Origin of the sequence: Micromonospora humida (genome assembly GCF_016901255.1) — a bacterium.
Classification (GTDB): Bacteria; Actinomycetota; Actinomycetes; order Mycobacteriales; family Micromonosporaceae; genus Micromonospora; species Micromonospora wenchangensis.
In genome coordinates this window covers 90,621-105,465 of record NZ_JAFEUC010000006.1, presented here as the reverse complement: position 1 = coordinate 105,465, position 14,845 = coordinate 90,621, and the positions used below count along the sequence as shown (strand labels likewise).

The 14,845-nt window shown below is 71.5% G+C and carries 16 protein-coding genes and 1 pseudogene; 7 read left to right on the top strand and 10 right to left on the bottom strand.

The features are described 5' to 3' along the window. The gene (locus JQX11_RS13850; RefSeq protein ID WP_204925390.1) at window positions 1-726 is read right to left on the bottom strand and encodes a TioE family transcriptional regulator; all 726 of its coding nucleotides are present in this window, start codon (window positions 724-726) and stop codon (window positions 1-3) included. A 47-nt stretch (window positions 727-773) separates the two neighbouring features. On the opposite strand from JQX11_RS13850, the gene JQX11_RS13845 reads away from it, so the two are divergent. Genes JQX11_RS13845 through JQX11_RS13835 form a run of 3 tightly spaced genes read left to right on the top strand, consistent with a single transcriptional unit; the run spans window position 774 to window position 2,913 of the window. Continuing rightward, a complete protein-coding gene (locus JQX11_RS13845; RefSeq protein ID WP_204925389.1) occupies window positions 774-2,366 on the top strand; it encodes a DUF6194 family protein in 1,593 nt (530 codons plus the stop codon). 38 nt (window positions 2,367-2,404) lie between these two features. Beyond that, on the top strand, window positions 2,405-2,758 hold the full coding sequence (locus JQX11_RS13840) for a serine hydrolase (RefSeq protein ID WP_204925388.1): 354 nt from the start codon (window positions 2,405-2,407) through the stop codon (window positions 2,756-2,758). Next, window positions 2,755-2,913, top strand: coding sequence for a hypothetical protein (locus JQX11_RS13835; protein WP_204925387.1), 159 nt, complete (start codon window positions 2,755-2,757; stop codon window positions 2,911-2,913). Before JQX11_RS13840 ends, JQX11_RS13835 begins: the two co-directional genes overlap by 4 nt. A gap of 174 nt (window positions 2,914-3,087) precedes the next feature. Here JQX11_RS13835 and JQX11_RS13830 read toward each other — a convergent pair whose 3' ends face one another. Together JQX11_RS13830 and JQX11_RS13825 are read right to left on the bottom strand one after the other, a co-directional pair. Beyond that, window positions 3,088-3,300: a hypothetical protein gene (locus JQX11_RS13830; protein ID WP_204925386.1), complete on the bottom strand. Its 213-nt coding sequence runs from the start codon at window positions 3,298-3,300 to the stop codon at window positions 3,088-3,090. A gap of 155 nt (window positions 3,301-3,455) precedes the next feature. After that, on the bottom strand, window positions 3,456-3,662 hold the full coding sequence (locus JQX11_RS13825; RefSeq protein ID WP_204925385.1) for a hypothetical protein: 207 nt from the start codon (window positions 3,660-3,662) through the stop codon (window positions 3,456-3,458). A gap of 134 nt (window positions 3,663-3,796) precedes the next feature. Here JQX11_RS13825 and JQX11_RS32435 point away from each other — a divergent pair. The 3 genes and pseudogenes from JQX11_RS32435 to JQX11_RS13815 form a co-directional block, all read left to right on the top strand. Then, window positions 3,797-4,305 (top strand): annotated as a pseudogene (locus JQX11_RS32435) (sensor domain-containing protein); the annotation flags it as partial. Further along, the gene (locus tag JQX11_RS32425; protein ID WP_307826196.1) at window positions 4,297-5,031 is read left to right on the top strand and encodes a sensor histidine kinase; all 735 of its coding nucleotides are present in this window, start codon (window positions 4,297-4,299) and stop codon (window positions 5,029-5,031) included. The pseudogene JQX11_RS32435 and the gene JQX11_RS32425, both read left to right, overlap by 9 nt. Further along, window positions 5,019-5,678, top strand: coding sequence for a response regulator (locus tag JQX11_RS13815; RefSeq protein ID WP_204925384.1), 660 nt, complete (start codon window positions 5,019-5,021; stop codon window positions 5,676-5,678). Before JQX11_RS32425 ends, JQX11_RS13815 begins: the two co-directional genes overlap by 13 nt. A 131-nt stretch (window positions 5,679-5,809) precedes the next feature. Here JQX11_RS13815 and JQX11_RS13810 read toward each other — a convergent pair whose 3' ends face one another. The 4 genes from JQX11_RS13810 to sigJ form a co-directional block, all read right to left on the bottom strand. Further along, window positions 5,810-8,320 (bottom strand): ABC transporter permease, encoded by a 2,511-nt coding sequence (locus tag JQX11_RS13810; protein ID WP_204925383.1) that lies wholly within the window; start codon window positions 8,318-8,320, stop codon window positions 5,810-5,812. A 3-nt stretch (window positions 8,321-8,323) separates the two neighbouring features. Then, window positions 8,324-9,127, bottom strand: a complete 804-nt coding sequence (locus JQX11_RS13805; RefSeq protein WP_204925382.1) for an ABC transporter ATP-binding protein — start codon at window positions 9,125-9,127, stop codon at window positions 8,324-8,326. A 185-nt stretch (window positions 9,128-9,312) separates the two neighbouring features. Then, window positions 9,313-10,500: an NAD(P)/FAD-dependent oxidoreductase gene (locus tag JQX11_RS13800; RefSeq protein ID WP_204925381.1), complete on the bottom strand. Its 1,188-nt coding sequence runs from the start codon at window positions 10,498-10,500 to the stop codon at window positions 9,313-9,315. 81 nt (window positions 10,501-10,581) lie between these two features. Further along, window positions 10,582-11,526 carry an RNA polymerase sigma factor SigJ gene (gene sigJ, locus JQX11_RS13795; protein ID WP_204925380.1) on the bottom strand — a complete coding sequence of 315 codons (945 nt, stop codon included), beginning with the start codon at window positions 11,524-11,526 and terminating at the stop codon, window positions 10,582-10,584. Between the two features lie 120 nt (window positions 11,527-11,646). Between sigJ and bla the strand changes: the two genes are divergently transcribed. Next, a complete protein-coding gene (gene bla, locus JQX11_RS13790; protein WP_204925379.1) occupies window positions 11,647-12,552 on the top strand; it encodes a class A beta-lactamase in 906 nt (301 codons plus the stop codon). Window positions 12,553-12,578: 26 nt separating this feature from the next. Here the strand turns inward: bla and JQX11_RS13785 are convergent, their stop codons facing one another. Genes JQX11_RS13785 through JQX11_RS13775 form a run of 3 tightly spaced genes read right to left on the bottom strand, consistent with a single transcriptional unit; the run spans window position 12,579 to window position 14,832 of the window. Beyond that, window positions 12,579-13,544, bottom strand: coding sequence for an ABC-2 membrane transporter-related protein (locus JQX11_RS13785; protein ID WP_204925378.1), 966 nt, complete (start codon window positions 13,542-13,544; stop codon window positions 12,579-12,581). Beyond that, window positions 13,541-14,440, bottom strand: a complete 900-nt coding sequence (locus JQX11_RS13780) for an ABC transporter ATP-binding protein (protein ID WP_204925377.1) — start codon at window positions 14,438-14,440, stop codon at window positions 13,541-13,543. Before JQX11_RS13780 ends, JQX11_RS13785 begins: the two co-directional genes overlap by 4 nt. Further along, window positions 14,437-14,832, bottom strand: a complete 396-nt coding sequence (locus JQX11_RS13775; protein WP_204925376.1) for a GntR family transcriptional regulator — start codon at window positions 14,830-14,832, stop codon at window positions 14,437-14,439. The genes JQX11_RS13780 and JQX11_RS13775 overlap by 4 nt, the downstream gene beginning before the upstream one ends. Window positions 14,833-14,845 lie beyond the last annotated feature (13 nt).

Here is a 14,845-nt window from a genome sequence, read left to right as displayed (position 1 = left end):
TCAGCTTGAGGAGGACAGGTAGTCCGCGAGGCGGGCCGAGCCGGTGAGCATCGCCCGACCGCGGGTCGTGATCCGTTCGCGCCACTGGTCGATCGACGCTGCCAGCGGGCCGGGGCCGCCGGCAGCGTGGACTTGCTCGATCACGGCCGCGATGTGCTGTAGTGGGTAGCCGCCTCGGCGCAGCAGGTGGGCGAGTTCGGCGTCGCGTACGTCGTCGGCGTGGTAGGCGCGTGCGGTCCGTGACCGGGCTGGGGCCAGGATTCCGGCTCGTTCCCATTTACGCAGGGTGGCCGGGGTGACACCGAGCCGATGGGCGAGGACTCCGATCGAGACAGGCCGATCTGAGGCCAGCGTGGCCGGCGGGCCGGAGGCGAGCAGGACGACCGCTGAGGCGACTCGTTCCACGGTCTCCCGGTCGCGGTGCAGCTGTATGTGAGCGGTGTCGAGCACGGCCAGCGCCGTCGGGAGGTCGCCGCCGAGCACGGATTTCATGATCTCCCCGGCGGCGCGGTGGCCGTATCCCGCGATGAGCGCGACGTAGGCGGACAGCGCGCGCACGTGGTCATCGGTGTAGATCCGGTAGCCGCTGGCCGTGCGGGCGGCGGGCGGGATCATCCCGGCCTGCTCGTAGTTGCGGACCGCCTGCGCGGATAGCCCGACTGCCCGGCCCAGATCCACCGGCCGGTACCTCACCGTTTGAGGCTTCACGTGGCAGTCTCCGAGCATGAATCGAGTGAAGTTTCACAGGTTGGTTCAACGATACGGTTGAGGTCATGGCTTTCGACGCCGAGTTGCTGTCCCTTGTCCGTGCCCGCCGGCCGCACCTGCTCGCGATCGGTGAGCCCTACCACGGGGAGCCGGCATTCCCCCGCCTGCGTAACCGGATCCTCGAAACCCTCGTCGGGCACGGCTTCCGGTCGATCGCGATCGAATCGGACCGGGCCGCTGGCCTCGCCGTCGACGACTACGTCCAAGGCCGGCGCGACGAGGTGGACCTGAGCACCGGCATCAGTCACGGCTGGGGTGCTCACCCGGCCACCCGTGAACTGGTGGACTGGCTGCGCGAACACAACGGGAAACTGCCACCCGCAGAGCGCGTCACCTTCCATGGCTTCGACGCCCCGACCGAGATCACCGGTGCGCCGAACCCTGGCCCGCTGCTGCGTGAGCTGTGCGAATACCTCGGCGCAGCGACGACCGACCTGGACCGCCTGGTCGGCGAGGAAGACCGCTGGAGCGCCCCGGAGATCATGTACGACGCGTCGCGTTCACCGGGCCGTTCACCGCAGGCCGCCGCGCTACGCGGCCTCGCCGAGGACCTGCGATCCCGGTTGTACGCCGACGCGCCCCATCTCATCGGCGACACCTCCGCCCAGGCCTGGAACCGCGCCAGGGTGCTCGCCACCACGGCGATCGGGCTGCTCACCTACCACGGCGCAATGGCCGAGCCGGGCACCCAGTCCCAGCGGATCGGCCGCCTGCTCGCGGCGCGGGACGCGCTGATGGCGCAGAATCTGCTCGACATCCTCGCCCTGGAACGCGACCGTGGACCGGTCCTGGTCTCCGCCAACAACGCCCACCTCCAGCGGCACCCGAGCCGGTGGGACACCCACTGGGATGGTCAGGACCTCACAGCACAGTGGAACGGCGCCGGCTCGATCGTGTCGTCACTGCTCGGCGACAAATACCTGTACGTGGCCGGCAGCCTCGGGGCAAGCGGGCCGGTCGGCCTCGGCCAACCGGAGGCCGGCACCTATGAGGAACGCCTCGGCCCGCAGACCGGCATCTTCGCACCACCCGACGGCGGTAACCTGCGCCCACGCGTGACGGACCTGCTCGGGTACTTTCCGCTCGACGCGACCACGGTCGAGACCTGCGACGCGATCCTGCACATCGGCTCGGAGCCCGGCGCGGCTGACGCGGCCCGGATCGCCGGCCGTCCCGCAGTGACCGAGACCCGGATCGAAGCGGGCTCCGAGATGCCGTCCTACACCTGGGGCGACCGGTTCTTCTTCGCCGGCGAGGACCGGATGCGGCCGTTCGCCACGATCGTCGGGCACGACGTGCCCGGTTTCGACGAACGATCCCGGCTGTCCGAGCCCGGACGATACCGGCTCAACATCGAGGTCGGGCGCGCCGAGTTCCGCAACCTGTTCAACTACGGACCGGAGGAGTTCGCCGCGCACAGCGACACAATCGACTTCACGCAGACCGACCAGCTGATGCCCCATCCCGCCTACGCCGTGCAGGGCTGGGTCTGCGTGGTCAACCCGGGCCCGGCCACCGCGGACGAGGTAGATCGACTGCTGGAACGGGCACGTGCCCGTGCCCGTGCCGCTGATCGTGAGCGCCGCAGGAACCGGTGATCGAAGTAGGTGCTGTAAGCCCGCAGGCTTCCACAGGCGTGCGTGGCCGGCAGTCGTCTCCGGACCTGTTGGCGTCGGCCGGACTGCGGGAAACCTACTACCCCGGCCCGGGGCAGCGGGGCATCCGTTCACCCCACCCGCAGGGCTACCTTTTCGCCCAGGACGGCAAGCTGCTGGATATCACCCGCTTCGACCCGTCGGTCGCCGGCGCCGCAGGGCAGATGATCGCGACCCCGACCGACATGAACAAGTTCCTGGTCGCCCTGCAGGATGGCCGGTTGCTCAAGCCGCGCGAGCTGGCGAACATGCGCCGGACGGTGTCGCCCCCGGCCTTCCCGAGGGGTGGAGCTACGGGCTGGGCACGATCAGGTTCGAGCTCAGCTGCGGGGTGACCGCGTACGGCCACGGCGGCGACGCCGACGGTTTCCAGAGCCGCGTGGGGATCACGACCGACGGCCGGGCGGTCACCCTCGTCGGAACGAACGACGACGCCAAGGTGGATGAGTTGCTGGCCCTCTTCGACAAGGCGCTGTGCGCCGGCAGGTGAGATCGACCTGCCCTTCCCGGGCCGGTGCGGTGGATTCCACCGCACCGGCCCGTTTCCCTGTGCCGGTACGGCCCCACGCGTCACGGCGCGGCTACGGACGAGGATCTCGTCGTAGCCGCGCGGGACGACCTGGGTCTGAAGGCCCGGTCAGGGCATAGCTGTTTCGAGGGTGGATCAGCTGCGGTACGCGCGATGCAGGAAGTACAGCCCGGCACCCACACCGCCGAGCAGCAGTACGGTGCTGCCGACGTGACCCCACCAGTGGTCCAGCAGACCGTCGGCCAGCGTGCCGGAGCGCAGCAGTTCCTCCATCACGACGGCCACCGCGAGGACGGCTGTCGCAGCGGCGATCCACCCCCGGCGGCCCGTGTTCCTGTCGCTCGTCATGGCTGGAATCGCCTCCCTGTCTTCCGCCCCGGCGGTATCGTGCCGCAGGGATCCGCCTGCCGCATCGGCCCGGGGGACACTCCGGCACCTGTGCCGTGCGGCATTGTCCGCTGACGCCGTTGCGGCCACCGGTGCGCCGGCCGCGGCGGACGGGTTCACTGTTCGCGGTGGCGGTAGTGGCCGACCACCAGGGAGCCGGCGCAGACGAGGGCGGTGACGCCGAAGAGGACGCTGACGACGGTGCTGCCGGTGGTGGTGTCGACGGACGACGCGATCGCGTTGGCGGTGATGCTCACGAAGAGCAGCAGCCACAGGACCGGCCGCCGGTGGCGGCCGTCGCTCGACGAGATGTGTTCAGCCATCAGCACACGCTAGGAGGATCGCGGGTCGGAAACGATCCCGCCAGCGCGACGACAGGCAGTACAGCCTGCTGTACTGCCAGGCCGGTGGCAGGTGTCCTAAGGTCACGGGCGACGGGGGCTCGCGGGAGGTGGGCATGCGGCGGTACGCGGGGGAGCGGATACGCGCCGCCGTCGACGCCCTGGAAGACCTGGTCGGTGGCCTCACCACTGCCGTACTGGCGATCGGGGCGCTGCTGTGCCTGCTCATCGTGCTGGTGTCGAGCATCCTCGGCGTCGGCATCCTGCTGATCCCCGGCGCCCTGCGGGTCGTGCGATCGGTCGCCGACCGCGAACGGCTGCGGCTGTCCCGGTGGGGCCCGGAGATCCTCAGCCCGCCCCGGCCCCCGACCGGGCCCTGGCCGGGCTGCGTGACCCGGCCGTACGTCGTGAACTCGTCTGGTTGCCGGTGCACTCCTCCTTCGGTCTGGCGATGGGCCTGCTCGGGCTGACCCTGCCGTTGACCGCCCTGCAGAGCCTGACCTTCCCGTTCTGGCACCGCCTGGTACCCCCCGAGGACGGCGGGCCCGGCCTGGTGTCGTGGCGGATCGACGGCCTGGTCGACGCGATCGGCGTGTCGCTGCTCGGCGCGGCCCTGGTGGCGGTGCTCTTCGGCGCGGGCCGGTGGCTGGCCCGTCTCCAGGCGTGGCCGGGCCTGCTGCTGCTGTCGCCGCCTGCCGGCACCGACCTCAGCCTCCGGGTGGCCCAGTTGACGGCCACCCGGGCCGCCGCCCTGGACGCGCACGCCGCCGAACTACGCCGGATCGAGCGGTCGCTGCACGACGGTACCCAGAACCGCCTGGTTGCGGTCACCGTGCTGCTCGGCGCTGCCGGCCGGGCCCTGGCACGGGACCCGGCGGTCGGCCGGGAACTGGTCGAGCGTGCGCAACTGGCGGCCGAACAGGCGCTCGGCGAACTGCGTACCGTGGTGCGCAGCATCCTGCCGCCGGTGCTCGACGACCGGGGACTGGCCGGTGCGCTCGACGGGCTGGTCGCCGGGTGTGCCCTGCCCTGCCGTCTGGACGTCCACCTGCCCGGCCGATGCGCCGTGTCGGTGGAGGCCACCGCCTATTTCGTGGTCGCCGAGGCGCTGACGAACGCGGTCAAGCACAGTGGGGCCGCCGGCGTCGCCGTGAGTGTCACCATGGACGTGGTGAACCGCCGGCTCCGGCTCACGGTCAGCGACGACGGCCGCGGCGGTGCCGACGAGCACGGCGGATCCGGCCTGGCCGGCATCCGTCGTCGGGTCGAGGCCCACGACGGGAAGTTTTTGCTGATCAGCCCACCCGGTGGGCCGACGACGATGGACGTGGAGTTGCCGTGCGAATCGTGATCGCCGAGGACGACGCCCTGCTACGCGAGGGCCTGGTCCTGCTGCTGCGCGCGGAAGGGCTCGACGTGGTGGCGACCGCCGACAATCCGTCCGGTTTCCTCGCCGCCGTCGACGAGCACCGACCGGACGTCGCCATCGTCGATGTGCGGATGCCGCCCACCCATACCGATGAGGGCATCGTCGCCGCCGGTGAGGCCCGCCGCAGACAGCCCGGGTTGGCGGTCCTGGTGCTGTCGGCCTATGTCGAGCAGGCCTTCGCCACCGAGTTGCTCGCCGGCGGCAGCGAACGGCTCGGTTACCTGCTCAAGGAGCGGGTCGGCCGGGTGGAGGAGTTCCTCACCGCCCTGCACCGGGTCGCCGGGGGCGGCACCGCGGTCGACCCGGAGGTGGTGGGGCAACTGCTCGCCCGCAGCCGGCCGGACACCGCCCTGGACCGGCTCACCCCGCGTGAGCGTGAGGTGCTGTCACTGATGGCCGAAGGCCTCGGCAACACGGCCATCTCGGAGCGGTTGTACGTCACCGAGGGCGCGGTGCACAAGAACATTCGCAGCATCTTCGCCAAGCTGGACCTCACCCCGACCGACCGGGTGGACCGCCGGGTCAGTGCGGTGCTGCGCTACCTCGAGGACACCCAGCGCCAGTCGTGAGCGTCCACGGCGTGCGCCGCCAGCCGGCGGTGCGGCCGGGACACAGCAGGCTGTGCCGTGACACGGACGTCGACGGGCGGGCCCGTGATGCGGGCCCGCCCGTCGAACGTGTTCGGCCGATCCGTGGCTGACTACTCCTTGATGCCGATGCCGGCGACCGGCGGGACGCGGAGCAGCCGGGCAACCGGCAGGATCGTGGTGAACAGCGCCAGCAGCGTCGTGCCGCCGATGATGGAAACCCATCCCAGCGGTGGCACGTAGGGCACCAGCTGGCCGGTGAGCGTGTGCACGATCGACACCAGGGTGACGGCGGCGATGGCTCCGCCGATGAGCAGCGAGACGCCGAGCAGGCCGGTCTGTTCCGCGTGGACCATCCGCTTGACCTGCTTGCCGGTGACACCGACCAGGCGCAGCAGGGCCAGCTCGCGGCCCCGGGCGAGCGCGGCCATGACCATGGTGTTCGCCGCGGCGAGAGCGGCGTAGCCGACCATGATGCCGATCAGGAGCTTGTTGAGCCAGGCGCTCAGCGCAAGGTCGTCGGCGAGCTGACCGCTGACGTCGGCCGTGGTCGTCACCGAGCTGCCGGGGTACTGGCCGATGACCTCGCCCAGCGCGGCGGAGACATCCCTGCCGGGCTCGGTGCGTACCAGGATCCGCTCGTAGCCGGCGACGGCGGTGTGCCCGGCGACGACGTCCTTGACGACGGTGACGTCGCCGAACGCGAAGCCCCGGTCGTAGATCGCCACGACGCGCAGGTCGGCGGGTGTGCCGTCGCCGAGGCGCACCGTGACCTGGTCGCCCACCCGCCAGCCCCTCGACCCGGCCTGCAGCGTCGACGCTGCCATGGCCGACCCGTGCAGGTCCGCCAGGCTCCCGCTGCGGACCTTGAGGTCCATGGTGAGGTCGACGCCCTCCGGGTCGATCGCCTGCGCGTCCGCGCCCTCGGCGGCTCCGTCCGGGATGATCGAGGTGTTCCGTACGCCGGTCGCCGCGAGCACACCGGGGATGTCGCGGATCTGCGCCAGCATGGAGTCGGGCAGTCCGGTGGCGGAAACCACTGTCTGCTGGGCCAGCATCCCACCACGGTTCTCGGCGACGATCTGCTTGTCCAGGTTGTCCTGGAGGAACCAGATCGAGCCACCGAAGCCGACGGACAGCACCAGTGCGGTCAGCACCGTGACCATGCCCTGGGCGTTGGCGCGCAGATTCGCCGCGGCGAGGTAGCCGCTGTCGCCCCACACCCGCCGCAGCACCGGGGCGAGCAGACGGGCGGCCGCCCGGTTGACCCACGGCCCGAGCAGAGCGACCGCGAGGACGAACAGGCACAGCAGACCCATCGCGGGCCCGAGGGCGGCGGTCCCCTTCGCCGCGCCGGTGAGGGCGATCAGGATGAAGCCGCCCGCCAGGGCGGCGAAGCCGAAGATCAGGCGAAGGACACCGTTACGGCCGGATTCCACGGCGATCTCACCGAGCGCCTCCGTCGGGCGGATCCGCACCGTCCGGCGCGCCGCGAGCAACGCGGCACCGGTCGCCACCGTGACCGTCGCCACCGCCACGGCGATCGCCGCCCAGCCGCCACCGCGAACCGGGAAGGTGTCCGGGATGAACGCCCGGTCCACCAGCTCCTGGTGCAGCCAGCGGCTGGCGAGCCAACCGACGGGCACACCGATGACGACCGACAACAGGCTGAGCAGCCCCACCTCGGCGAGGACCAGGCGGGCGACCTGGCCGGGGGTGGCGGCGACGGCGCGCAGCAGGGCGAGGTCACGGCGGCGGTGCCGGACCGCGAGACCGATGGTGCCCGCCACCACGAACATGACCAGCAGCGCCACATAGCCGCCGAACACGCTGCCCAGCTGGACCAGCATGAGGGAGACCGCCTGGTCAGCGGACTGCTCCAGCAGGCCCCGTTCGTCGCCGGCGTAGGCCTTGACGCCGGCCTCGGCGGCCAGCCGGCGCACGTCGGCCACCACGGCCGCAGCGGCACCGGGTTCGGCCAGGACGGCCACCGCGTCGACCTGTCCCAGCCGTGGGTGGATGACCGCCGCGTGCGCGTCGGTGAAGAACACCGCGGGTGGTGCGTGCGGGTCGGGCCGGGGACCCGCGTGGCGGACGAAACCGCTGACCCGGTACGTCCGCGCGCTGCCGTTCACCAGGACCGGCACCTCGTCGCCGGGAGCGACCGAAGCGGCCAGCCGTTCGTCCAGCGCGACCTCGGTGTCGCGGGTGGGTCGGGCACCCTTGGTCAACTGGTACGGGGTGATGGCGGTGCTGCTCCAGCCGTGACCGGTGGCGGCGCCGTTCGGCAGGATCGCCGGCACCGTCCGGTCGGCGACGACGGTGGCCACCCCCGGCAGTTGCCGGATCCGGTCGACCATCGAGGCCGGGACGGTTCCGCCCTCGGGCAGCACGACGGTGTTCGTCTCCGTTTCGCCGAGCATGGTGGAGGTGAGCGTGATGTCGCGGTTGGCGACGACGACGTCGGCGGCCGCGTAACGCTGGGGGGCGGCGGTGAAGCGCAGGCCGGACTCCACGAGGACGCCCAGCGACATCAGAATCAGCACTCCGGCGGTCATCGCCAGGAGGGTGGCGACCGCGCTGCCCTTGCGGTGACGCAGCATCTGTCCGGCCAGTTTCAGCACGGGTCAGCCCTCCTGCGTCTGCTGCGGGCGACGCCCGAGCGTCGCGAGGTGCTCGGCGATCCGCGCCGCGCCCGGCTGCGGCATGTCCTGCACGATGCGCCCGTCGGCCAGCACCATCACCCGGTCGGCGTAGGACGCCGCCACCGGGTCGTGCGTCACCATGATGACCGTCTGTCCCGCCTCGTCCACCACCGAGCGCAGCAGGGCCAGCACCTCGCCGGCGGTCTGGGTGTCCAGCGCGCCGGTCGGTTCGTCACAGAAGATGACCTCCGGTCGGGTGGCCAGTGCCCGGGCGATCGCGACGCGTTGCTGCTGCCCGCCGGACAGTTCCGAAGGGCGGTGGGACAACCGCTCGGTGAGCCCGACCCGCTCGACGATCTGCTGAATCCAGAGGGGGTCCGCCCGCTTTCCGGACAACCGCAACGGCAGCGTGATGTTCTCCTGCACCGTCAATGCTCCGACGAGGTTGAACGCCTGAAAGACGAACCCGATCTCCGACCGTCGCAGCTTGGTCAGCTTTGTCTCCGACAGCTTCGACAGTTCCGTTTCCCCGACCCACACCAGGCCGCTGGTCGGGCGGTCCAGCCCCGCCGCGGTCTGCAGCAACGTGCTCTTGCCCGAGCCGGACGGCCCCATTACCGCGGTGAATGTCCCCCGCTGGAAAGTCGCGTCGACACCGGCGAGCGCGGTTACCGCGTGCCGATCCCCGCCATAGACCTTGCGCAACTGCTGGACCCGCACCGCCGCCACTGGCGTCGCTCTGTCCACCGTCGGCACGAAATCGAGTCGTGCACTATTAACCGCCATCGCCGGACTCCCATTTTTTTCGTTGATTTTTTCCGCGCCTGGAAACCATATTTTTGGGAATCCCCGCCAGCAATCCAGGTGGCGGGCCGACCGAGGTAGCGCTGGCTGTACCGTCAGGAGCCCGGCACGGTCGTCAGGTGACTCCGGCGGGGCGGATCGCGCGGCGACACGGGTGGGCGCTCCGTTCAGCCGCCCGTCCGCGTACGGGACGCGGCGGTGGGGAGCACGCGGCGACGGCGGGTCGGCAGCATCCCGGTCGGGTGGGACATGCTCCAGGCCGCGGTCCTGCAGATCAGTTCCTTGAAACGCGCGGCCGTCCTGCCGGTGAGCGCCGACGGCTTGGGTCGGTCGTCCGGGGTCACCCACTGCACGAGCGCGTCCCGGCGGCCGAGGCTGACGCACTGCCCGGCGTAGCCGATCCTGTTCGCAGGGATCCGGTCACCGGTCAGCCGCGCGGCGATCACGTCGGCTGCCAGATGTGCGGAGGGAACCCCCGAAGCGCAGGACATCCGCAGCGGCGTGCCGGTCACGCCCGGTGCGAAGGCGGCGTCACCCACGGCGTACACGTCGGGGTGGGAGACCGACCGCATGGTGTCGTCGACGACGATCTGCCCGGTCGCGCAGACGCTCAGGGTGGTGGCCGCGGCGATGGGGTGGACGCCGAATCCGGCGGTCCAGACGGTCACGTCGGCCGGGATCATCCGGCCGTCGCCGGTGACGACGCCGGCCCGCTCGACGGCGGTGACGTCGGCGTGCTCGTACACGGTGATGCCGAGCCGGTCGACGGCCCGGCGCAGGTGGTTGCGGGCCTTGTCGCTCAGCCAGTCGCCGAGGCCGGCCCGTGCGGCGAGCGACGCCCTGAGGTCGGGCCGGGCCTCGGCGATCTCGGTGACGGTTTCGATGCCGGTGAGGCCACCACCGACGACCAGGACGGTCGCGCCGGCGGTGAGGTCAGCCAGGCGGCTACGCAGTTGCAACGCGTACTGCTTGCCCGTGACGTGACAGGCGTGCTCGGTGACGCCGGGAACCGCGCGGTCGGTGGCGGTGCTGCCGAGGGCGTACACGAGTTGGTCGTAGGCGATCTGCCGGGGGCCGCCGGCGTCGACGACGGTGACCGTCCTGCGCTCGACGTCGACGGCGTCGACCTTCGCGATCAGTACCTGCACGCCGGTGCCGGCGAAGACGTCGACCAGCCGGCGTGGCCTGAGGTCCTGACCGGTCGCCAGCTGGTGCATGCGGACCCGCTCGACGAACTCGGCGTCCGCGTTGATCAGGAGGATCTCGGTGTCGGCGGGGTGTAGCCGCCTGTCCAGGCGCGCGGCGGCGTTGGCGCCGGCGTATCCGGCTCCGAGGACGACGATGCGGTGCTTCATGGTTTCGCTCCTGTCCGGTCGGTGTCGCCTCCTGAACCGGACGGCGGCGGGAAACCTGACAGTCGAGGGGCGTGACCCGGGTCACCAGGCGCCGGTCAGCGGCGCACCGTGCTCGGACGTGGCCCAGCGACGGGTCGCCCGTCGGAGCTTCGCGGGATTCACCTGGGCGTGGATGCCGGCGATGCCGTCGGTGGTCACATCCAGCGCGACGATCCCGACGACCCGGTCGTCGACCACCAGCACGAGCCCGGGTACGCCGTTGGCGAGCTCGGCGAACACCTCGGGGCGACCACCGATCGTCTCCCAGGTGGTCTCGCTGGGCGTGAACAGCGTGCGGAGGAACCTCGCCACCCGCAGGCCACCGACGACCGGTCGGGGCACCGAGAAGATCACACCACCGCCGTCGCCCATGCTGACCGCGTCGTCGGTCAGCATCTGCACGAGCGATTCCGTCCTGCCGCTGAGCGCCGCGGCGAGGAACTCTTCGGCGATCCGGCGAGCCGCTGCGGCGTCGACCGCCACCCGACGCCGGTCATCGGCCACATGGTTCCTGGCCCGCCGGAAGATCTGCTGACAGTTGGCCTCGGTGACGTCGAGGATCTCGGCGATCTCGGCGTGGGAGTATCCGAACGCCTCGCGCAGGACATAGACGACGCGTTCCCTGGCGGAGAGCCGCTCCATCAGGGTGAGCACCGCCATCGACACCGATTCCCGCTGCTCCACGGTGTCGGACGGGCCGAGCATCTGGTCACCGGCGAAAACCGGTTCGGGCAGCCACTGACCCACGTACGTCTCACGCCGCGCCCGCGCCGAGGTGAGCCGGTTGAGGCAGAGGTTGGTGAGCACCCTGGTCAGCCATGCCTCGGGCGTCGCGATCAGGCCCCGGTCGGCGGACTGCCAGCGTAGGAACGTGTCCTGCACCGCGTCCTCGGCGTCGCTCGACGACCCCAGCAGGCGGTACGCGATCGCCTCCAACCGCGCCCTGGCACCCTCGAAGACTTCGACGTCGTGCGCCCCGACCGGCATGGCCCCAGGTTAACCAGCGGTGCCCGATCACCATCCGCGCACCGGACCAGCATGCCCGGCCGTACAGTGGCCTCGCCGTGCGATGCCGTCACCCGACCCCGCGAATGACCTGGAGCAGGCATGATCCCCGCGACACGCAGTCTCGCCGCCGTGGTGGCAGCGGTGTCCCTGAGCGCGTGCGGCACGGCCGGACCCGCCAGCCAGCCGGTAGGCGACGGCGCGGTGACGACCGCCCCGCCGTCCACGGCCGACCGGAACCACGCATTCCGGCAGCTCGAGGAGAGGTTCGACGCACGGCTGGGGATCTACGCGATCGACACGGGCACCGGCCGCACGGTGGAGTACCGGGCCGACGAGCGGTTCGCGTACTGCTCGACGTTCAAGGCCCTGGCCGCCGCCGAGATCCTCGACGGGACCACCGACGCCGAACTGGACCGGGTGGTGCGGTATTCGGCGGACGACCTGGTGACCTACTCACCGATCACGGAAAAGCACGTCGCCAACGGCATGACACTGCGGGCGATCGCTGACGCGGCCGTGCGCCACAGCGACAACACCGCCGCCAACCTCCTGCTGCGTCGCCTCGGCGGGCCGCCCGGGTTCAGGCAGAAACTGCGCGAGCTCGGTGACGAGATCACCGAGCCGGCCCGCTCCGAGACCGCACTCAACGAGGCGAAGCCGGGTGACCGCCGCGACACCAGCACCCCCCGGGTCCTGGCCCGGGACCTGCGGGCGTACGTCGTCGGCGACGCCCTCGAACCGGCGGACCGCGACGTGCTCACCGCCTGGCTGCGGGGCAACACCACAGGCGACGAACTGATCCGCGCCGGTGTCCCCGACGGCTGGATCGTCGGCGACAAGACCGGTGCCGGCGGCTACGGCACCCGCAACGACATCGCGGTGCTCTGGCCCCCGGACCGTGCGCCGATCGTCCTCGCGGTGCTGTCCACCCGCGACACGAAGGACGCCAGCTACGACGACGCCCTCATCGCCCGGGCGGCCGAGGTCACCACCGCACTCCTGTGACCGGATCGGGAAGGGGCGTCGTTCGCCTAGATCATGCGGCGTCGTACCCGCCACACCACCACAGCGACCAGGGCTGCCGCGACGGCGACGAACAGGGCCGCCTCGATGAGCTGGAACGTCCAGAACCGGTCGGCCGGGTGGTAGACCCCGAACTGCTGGACGCCCCGGGCGTGCAGGAACTGGTTGAGGTTGGTGCCGGCCCGGTCGGCCGCGTCCTCAAGCTCGTGGTACTCGGTCGAGCTGAGCCTGCGCCCGGTCGCGTCGGCGTGGCCCTGTTCGATCGTCCAGTCGGCGACGCCGGGCCCGGGTCGGTGCCCGGTGCCGCCGACGGGGACCGGCTGCATGGCGGTGAGCGGGGTGGCGTACGCGGGGCGGGCCACCAGCGCCACCGACATCCGGGCGGAGAGGAACGCCCCGAACGCGACGCCGAACGCGGGCAGGCTGCGCCGCAGGATCGCCCCGGCGGCGGTGGCGACGGCGAACGCGAACAGCGCGTACGCGACCGGAACGACCCCCTCCAGGTCGAACGCGTCGTACTGGAACCGCCCTTCCCACGCGTCGAACGGCTGCCGGAACCAGGTGAGGACCGCGGTGAACGTGCCGGTGAGCGCGACGGTGACGCCGGCCAGTGCCACGAGCTTGGCCGCCAGCCAGCGCATCCGCGGCACGGCCTGCGTCCAGGCGAGCTGCCAGGTGCCGTCCTCCAGTTCGCGGGCGAGCAGCGGTGCCCCGAGGAACGCGCCGATGACGACGGGGACCAGGTAGAAGGCCGCGAGCAGGTTCTCGACGTCCCCGTACCCCTCGTCGAGCCGGCGGAAGGAGGCCGTGCAGGCCCCATCGACGCCGGCCTGCCCCGCGCACCGGGCGGGACCGTCGGGGAACAGGTCGTGCGCCTGCGTCCCGAACACGAGCAGGGCGATGCCGAACATGCCGACGAGCAGACCCAGCACGCAGACTTCGGTCCGGTGCTGCCGCCAGATCAACCAGGTCATGCCGGCACCCCCGGGGCGGTCGTCGTGCCCGCCCCGGACGGCCGGCGCAGGTACGCCAGCACCAGGTCCTCCAACGCGACCGGCTGGGCCTGCCAGCCGGGCGCGGTGGGGAGCGCGCCGTCGCGTACCAGCAGGGTGGTGTGCCGGTCGCTGTGGACGGCCTGCACGACCGTGTCGGCCCGGTCCACGTCGGCGGTCGTACGCGGGCCGACGAGCAGCCGGTGCTCGGCGAGGAGGGTGTCGATATCGCCGGTGAGCGTGACCCGGCCGTGGTTGAGCACGACCAGGTGGTCGCAGACACGTTCCAGCTCGTGCACGACATGGGAGGAGAACAGGATGCTCACCCCGCCCTCGGCCACCGCGCCCATGAGGACCTGGAGGAACTCGTGCCGGGCCAGCGGGTCGAGGCTGGCCACCGGTTCGTCGAGGACGAGCAGGTCCGGCCGCTTCGCCAGGGCCAGCGCCAACGCCACCTGGGCCTGCTGCCCGCCGGAGAGCGCACCGGCCTTCCGGTCGAGCGGGATGCCCAGCTTCGCCAGCCGACGTTCGGCCAGCCCCTGGTCGAACCGCAGGTTGCAGGCCCGGCCGAAGCGGAGCAGCTCGGCGACGGTGAAGCGCTTGTACAGCGGGTGGTCCTGGGCCAGGAACCCGACCCGGGACAGCGTCTGCGGGGTGCTGGCGGTGACGTCGTGGCCGAGGACCTCCACCGTCCCGGTGCTCGGTGCCAGCAACCCGACGACCAGGCGCAGCAGCGTGGTCTTGCCCGCGCCGTTCGGCCCGACCAGGGCGGTCACGCCGCCCGCCGGCAGGGTCAGGGTGCAGTCGCGCAGCGCCCAGCCCTTGCGGTAACGCTTGCCCACCCCGTCGGTGCGCAGCGCGATCCCGGTGTCCGTCACGCCACGTCCTCGTTCCTCGTCTGCTGGTGGACGGAGGTGAAGAGCGCGGTGACCGCCTGCTCGTCGAGGCCGGCGGCGTAGGCGCGACGCAGCCAGGTCGCCAGGCCGCGACGCAGCGAGGTGTACGTCGCCGGTGGTATCACCGCCGACTGCTGTTCGTTGACGAACGTGCCCTGGCCGGGCCGGCCGGTGACCAGGTTCTCCTGCTCCATCTGCCGGTACGCCTTGGCGACGGTGTTCGGGTTGATCGCCAGGTGCTCGACCACCTCGCGGATGAGCGGGAGGCGGTCGCCGGGCCGGAGGAAGCCCAGCAGCACCGCCTGGCGGACCTGCTGCACGAGTTGCAGGTACGGCGGCACGCCGGAGTGGGTGTCGAGCCGGAAGACGAACACGGGAGCCCCTTAC

Coding starts and splice junctions, on each gene's coding strand:
- JQX11_RS13830 (WP_204925386.1), bottom strand. CDS start 3,300: ATGACGAGCGACAGGAACACGGGCCGCCGGGGGTGGATCGCCGCTGCG.
- JQX11_RS13805 (WP_204925382.1), bottom strand. CDS start 9,127: ATGGCGGTTAATAGTGCACGACTCGATTTCGTGCCGACGGTGGACAGA.
- JQX11_RS13800 (WP_204925381.1), bottom strand. CDS start 10,500: ATGAAGCACCGCATCGTCGTCCTCGGAGCCGGATACGCCGGCGCCAAC.
- bla (WP_204925379.1), top strand. CDS start 11,647: ATGATCCCCGCGACACGCAGTCTCGCCGCCGTGGTGGCAGCGGTGTCC.
- JQX11_RS13845 (WP_204925389.1), top strand. CDS start 774: ATGGCTTTCGACGCCGAGTTGCTGTCCCTTGTCCGTGCCCGCCGGCCG.
- JQX11_RS13850 (WP_204925390.1), bottom strand. CDS start 726: ATGCTCGGAGACTGCCACGTGAAGCCTCAAACGGTGAGGTACCGGCCG.
- JQX11_RS13825 (WP_204925385.1), bottom strand. CDS start 3,662: ATGGCTGAACACATCTCGTCGAGCGACGGCCGCCACCGGCGGCCGGTC.
- sigJ (WP_204925380.1), bottom strand. CDS start 11,526: ATGCCGGTCGGGGCGCACGACGTCGAAGTCTTCGAGGGTGCCAGGGCG.
- JQX11_RS13785 (WP_204925378.1), bottom strand. CDS start 13,544: ATGACCTGGTTGATCTGGCGGCAGCACCGGACCGAAGTCTGCGTGCTG.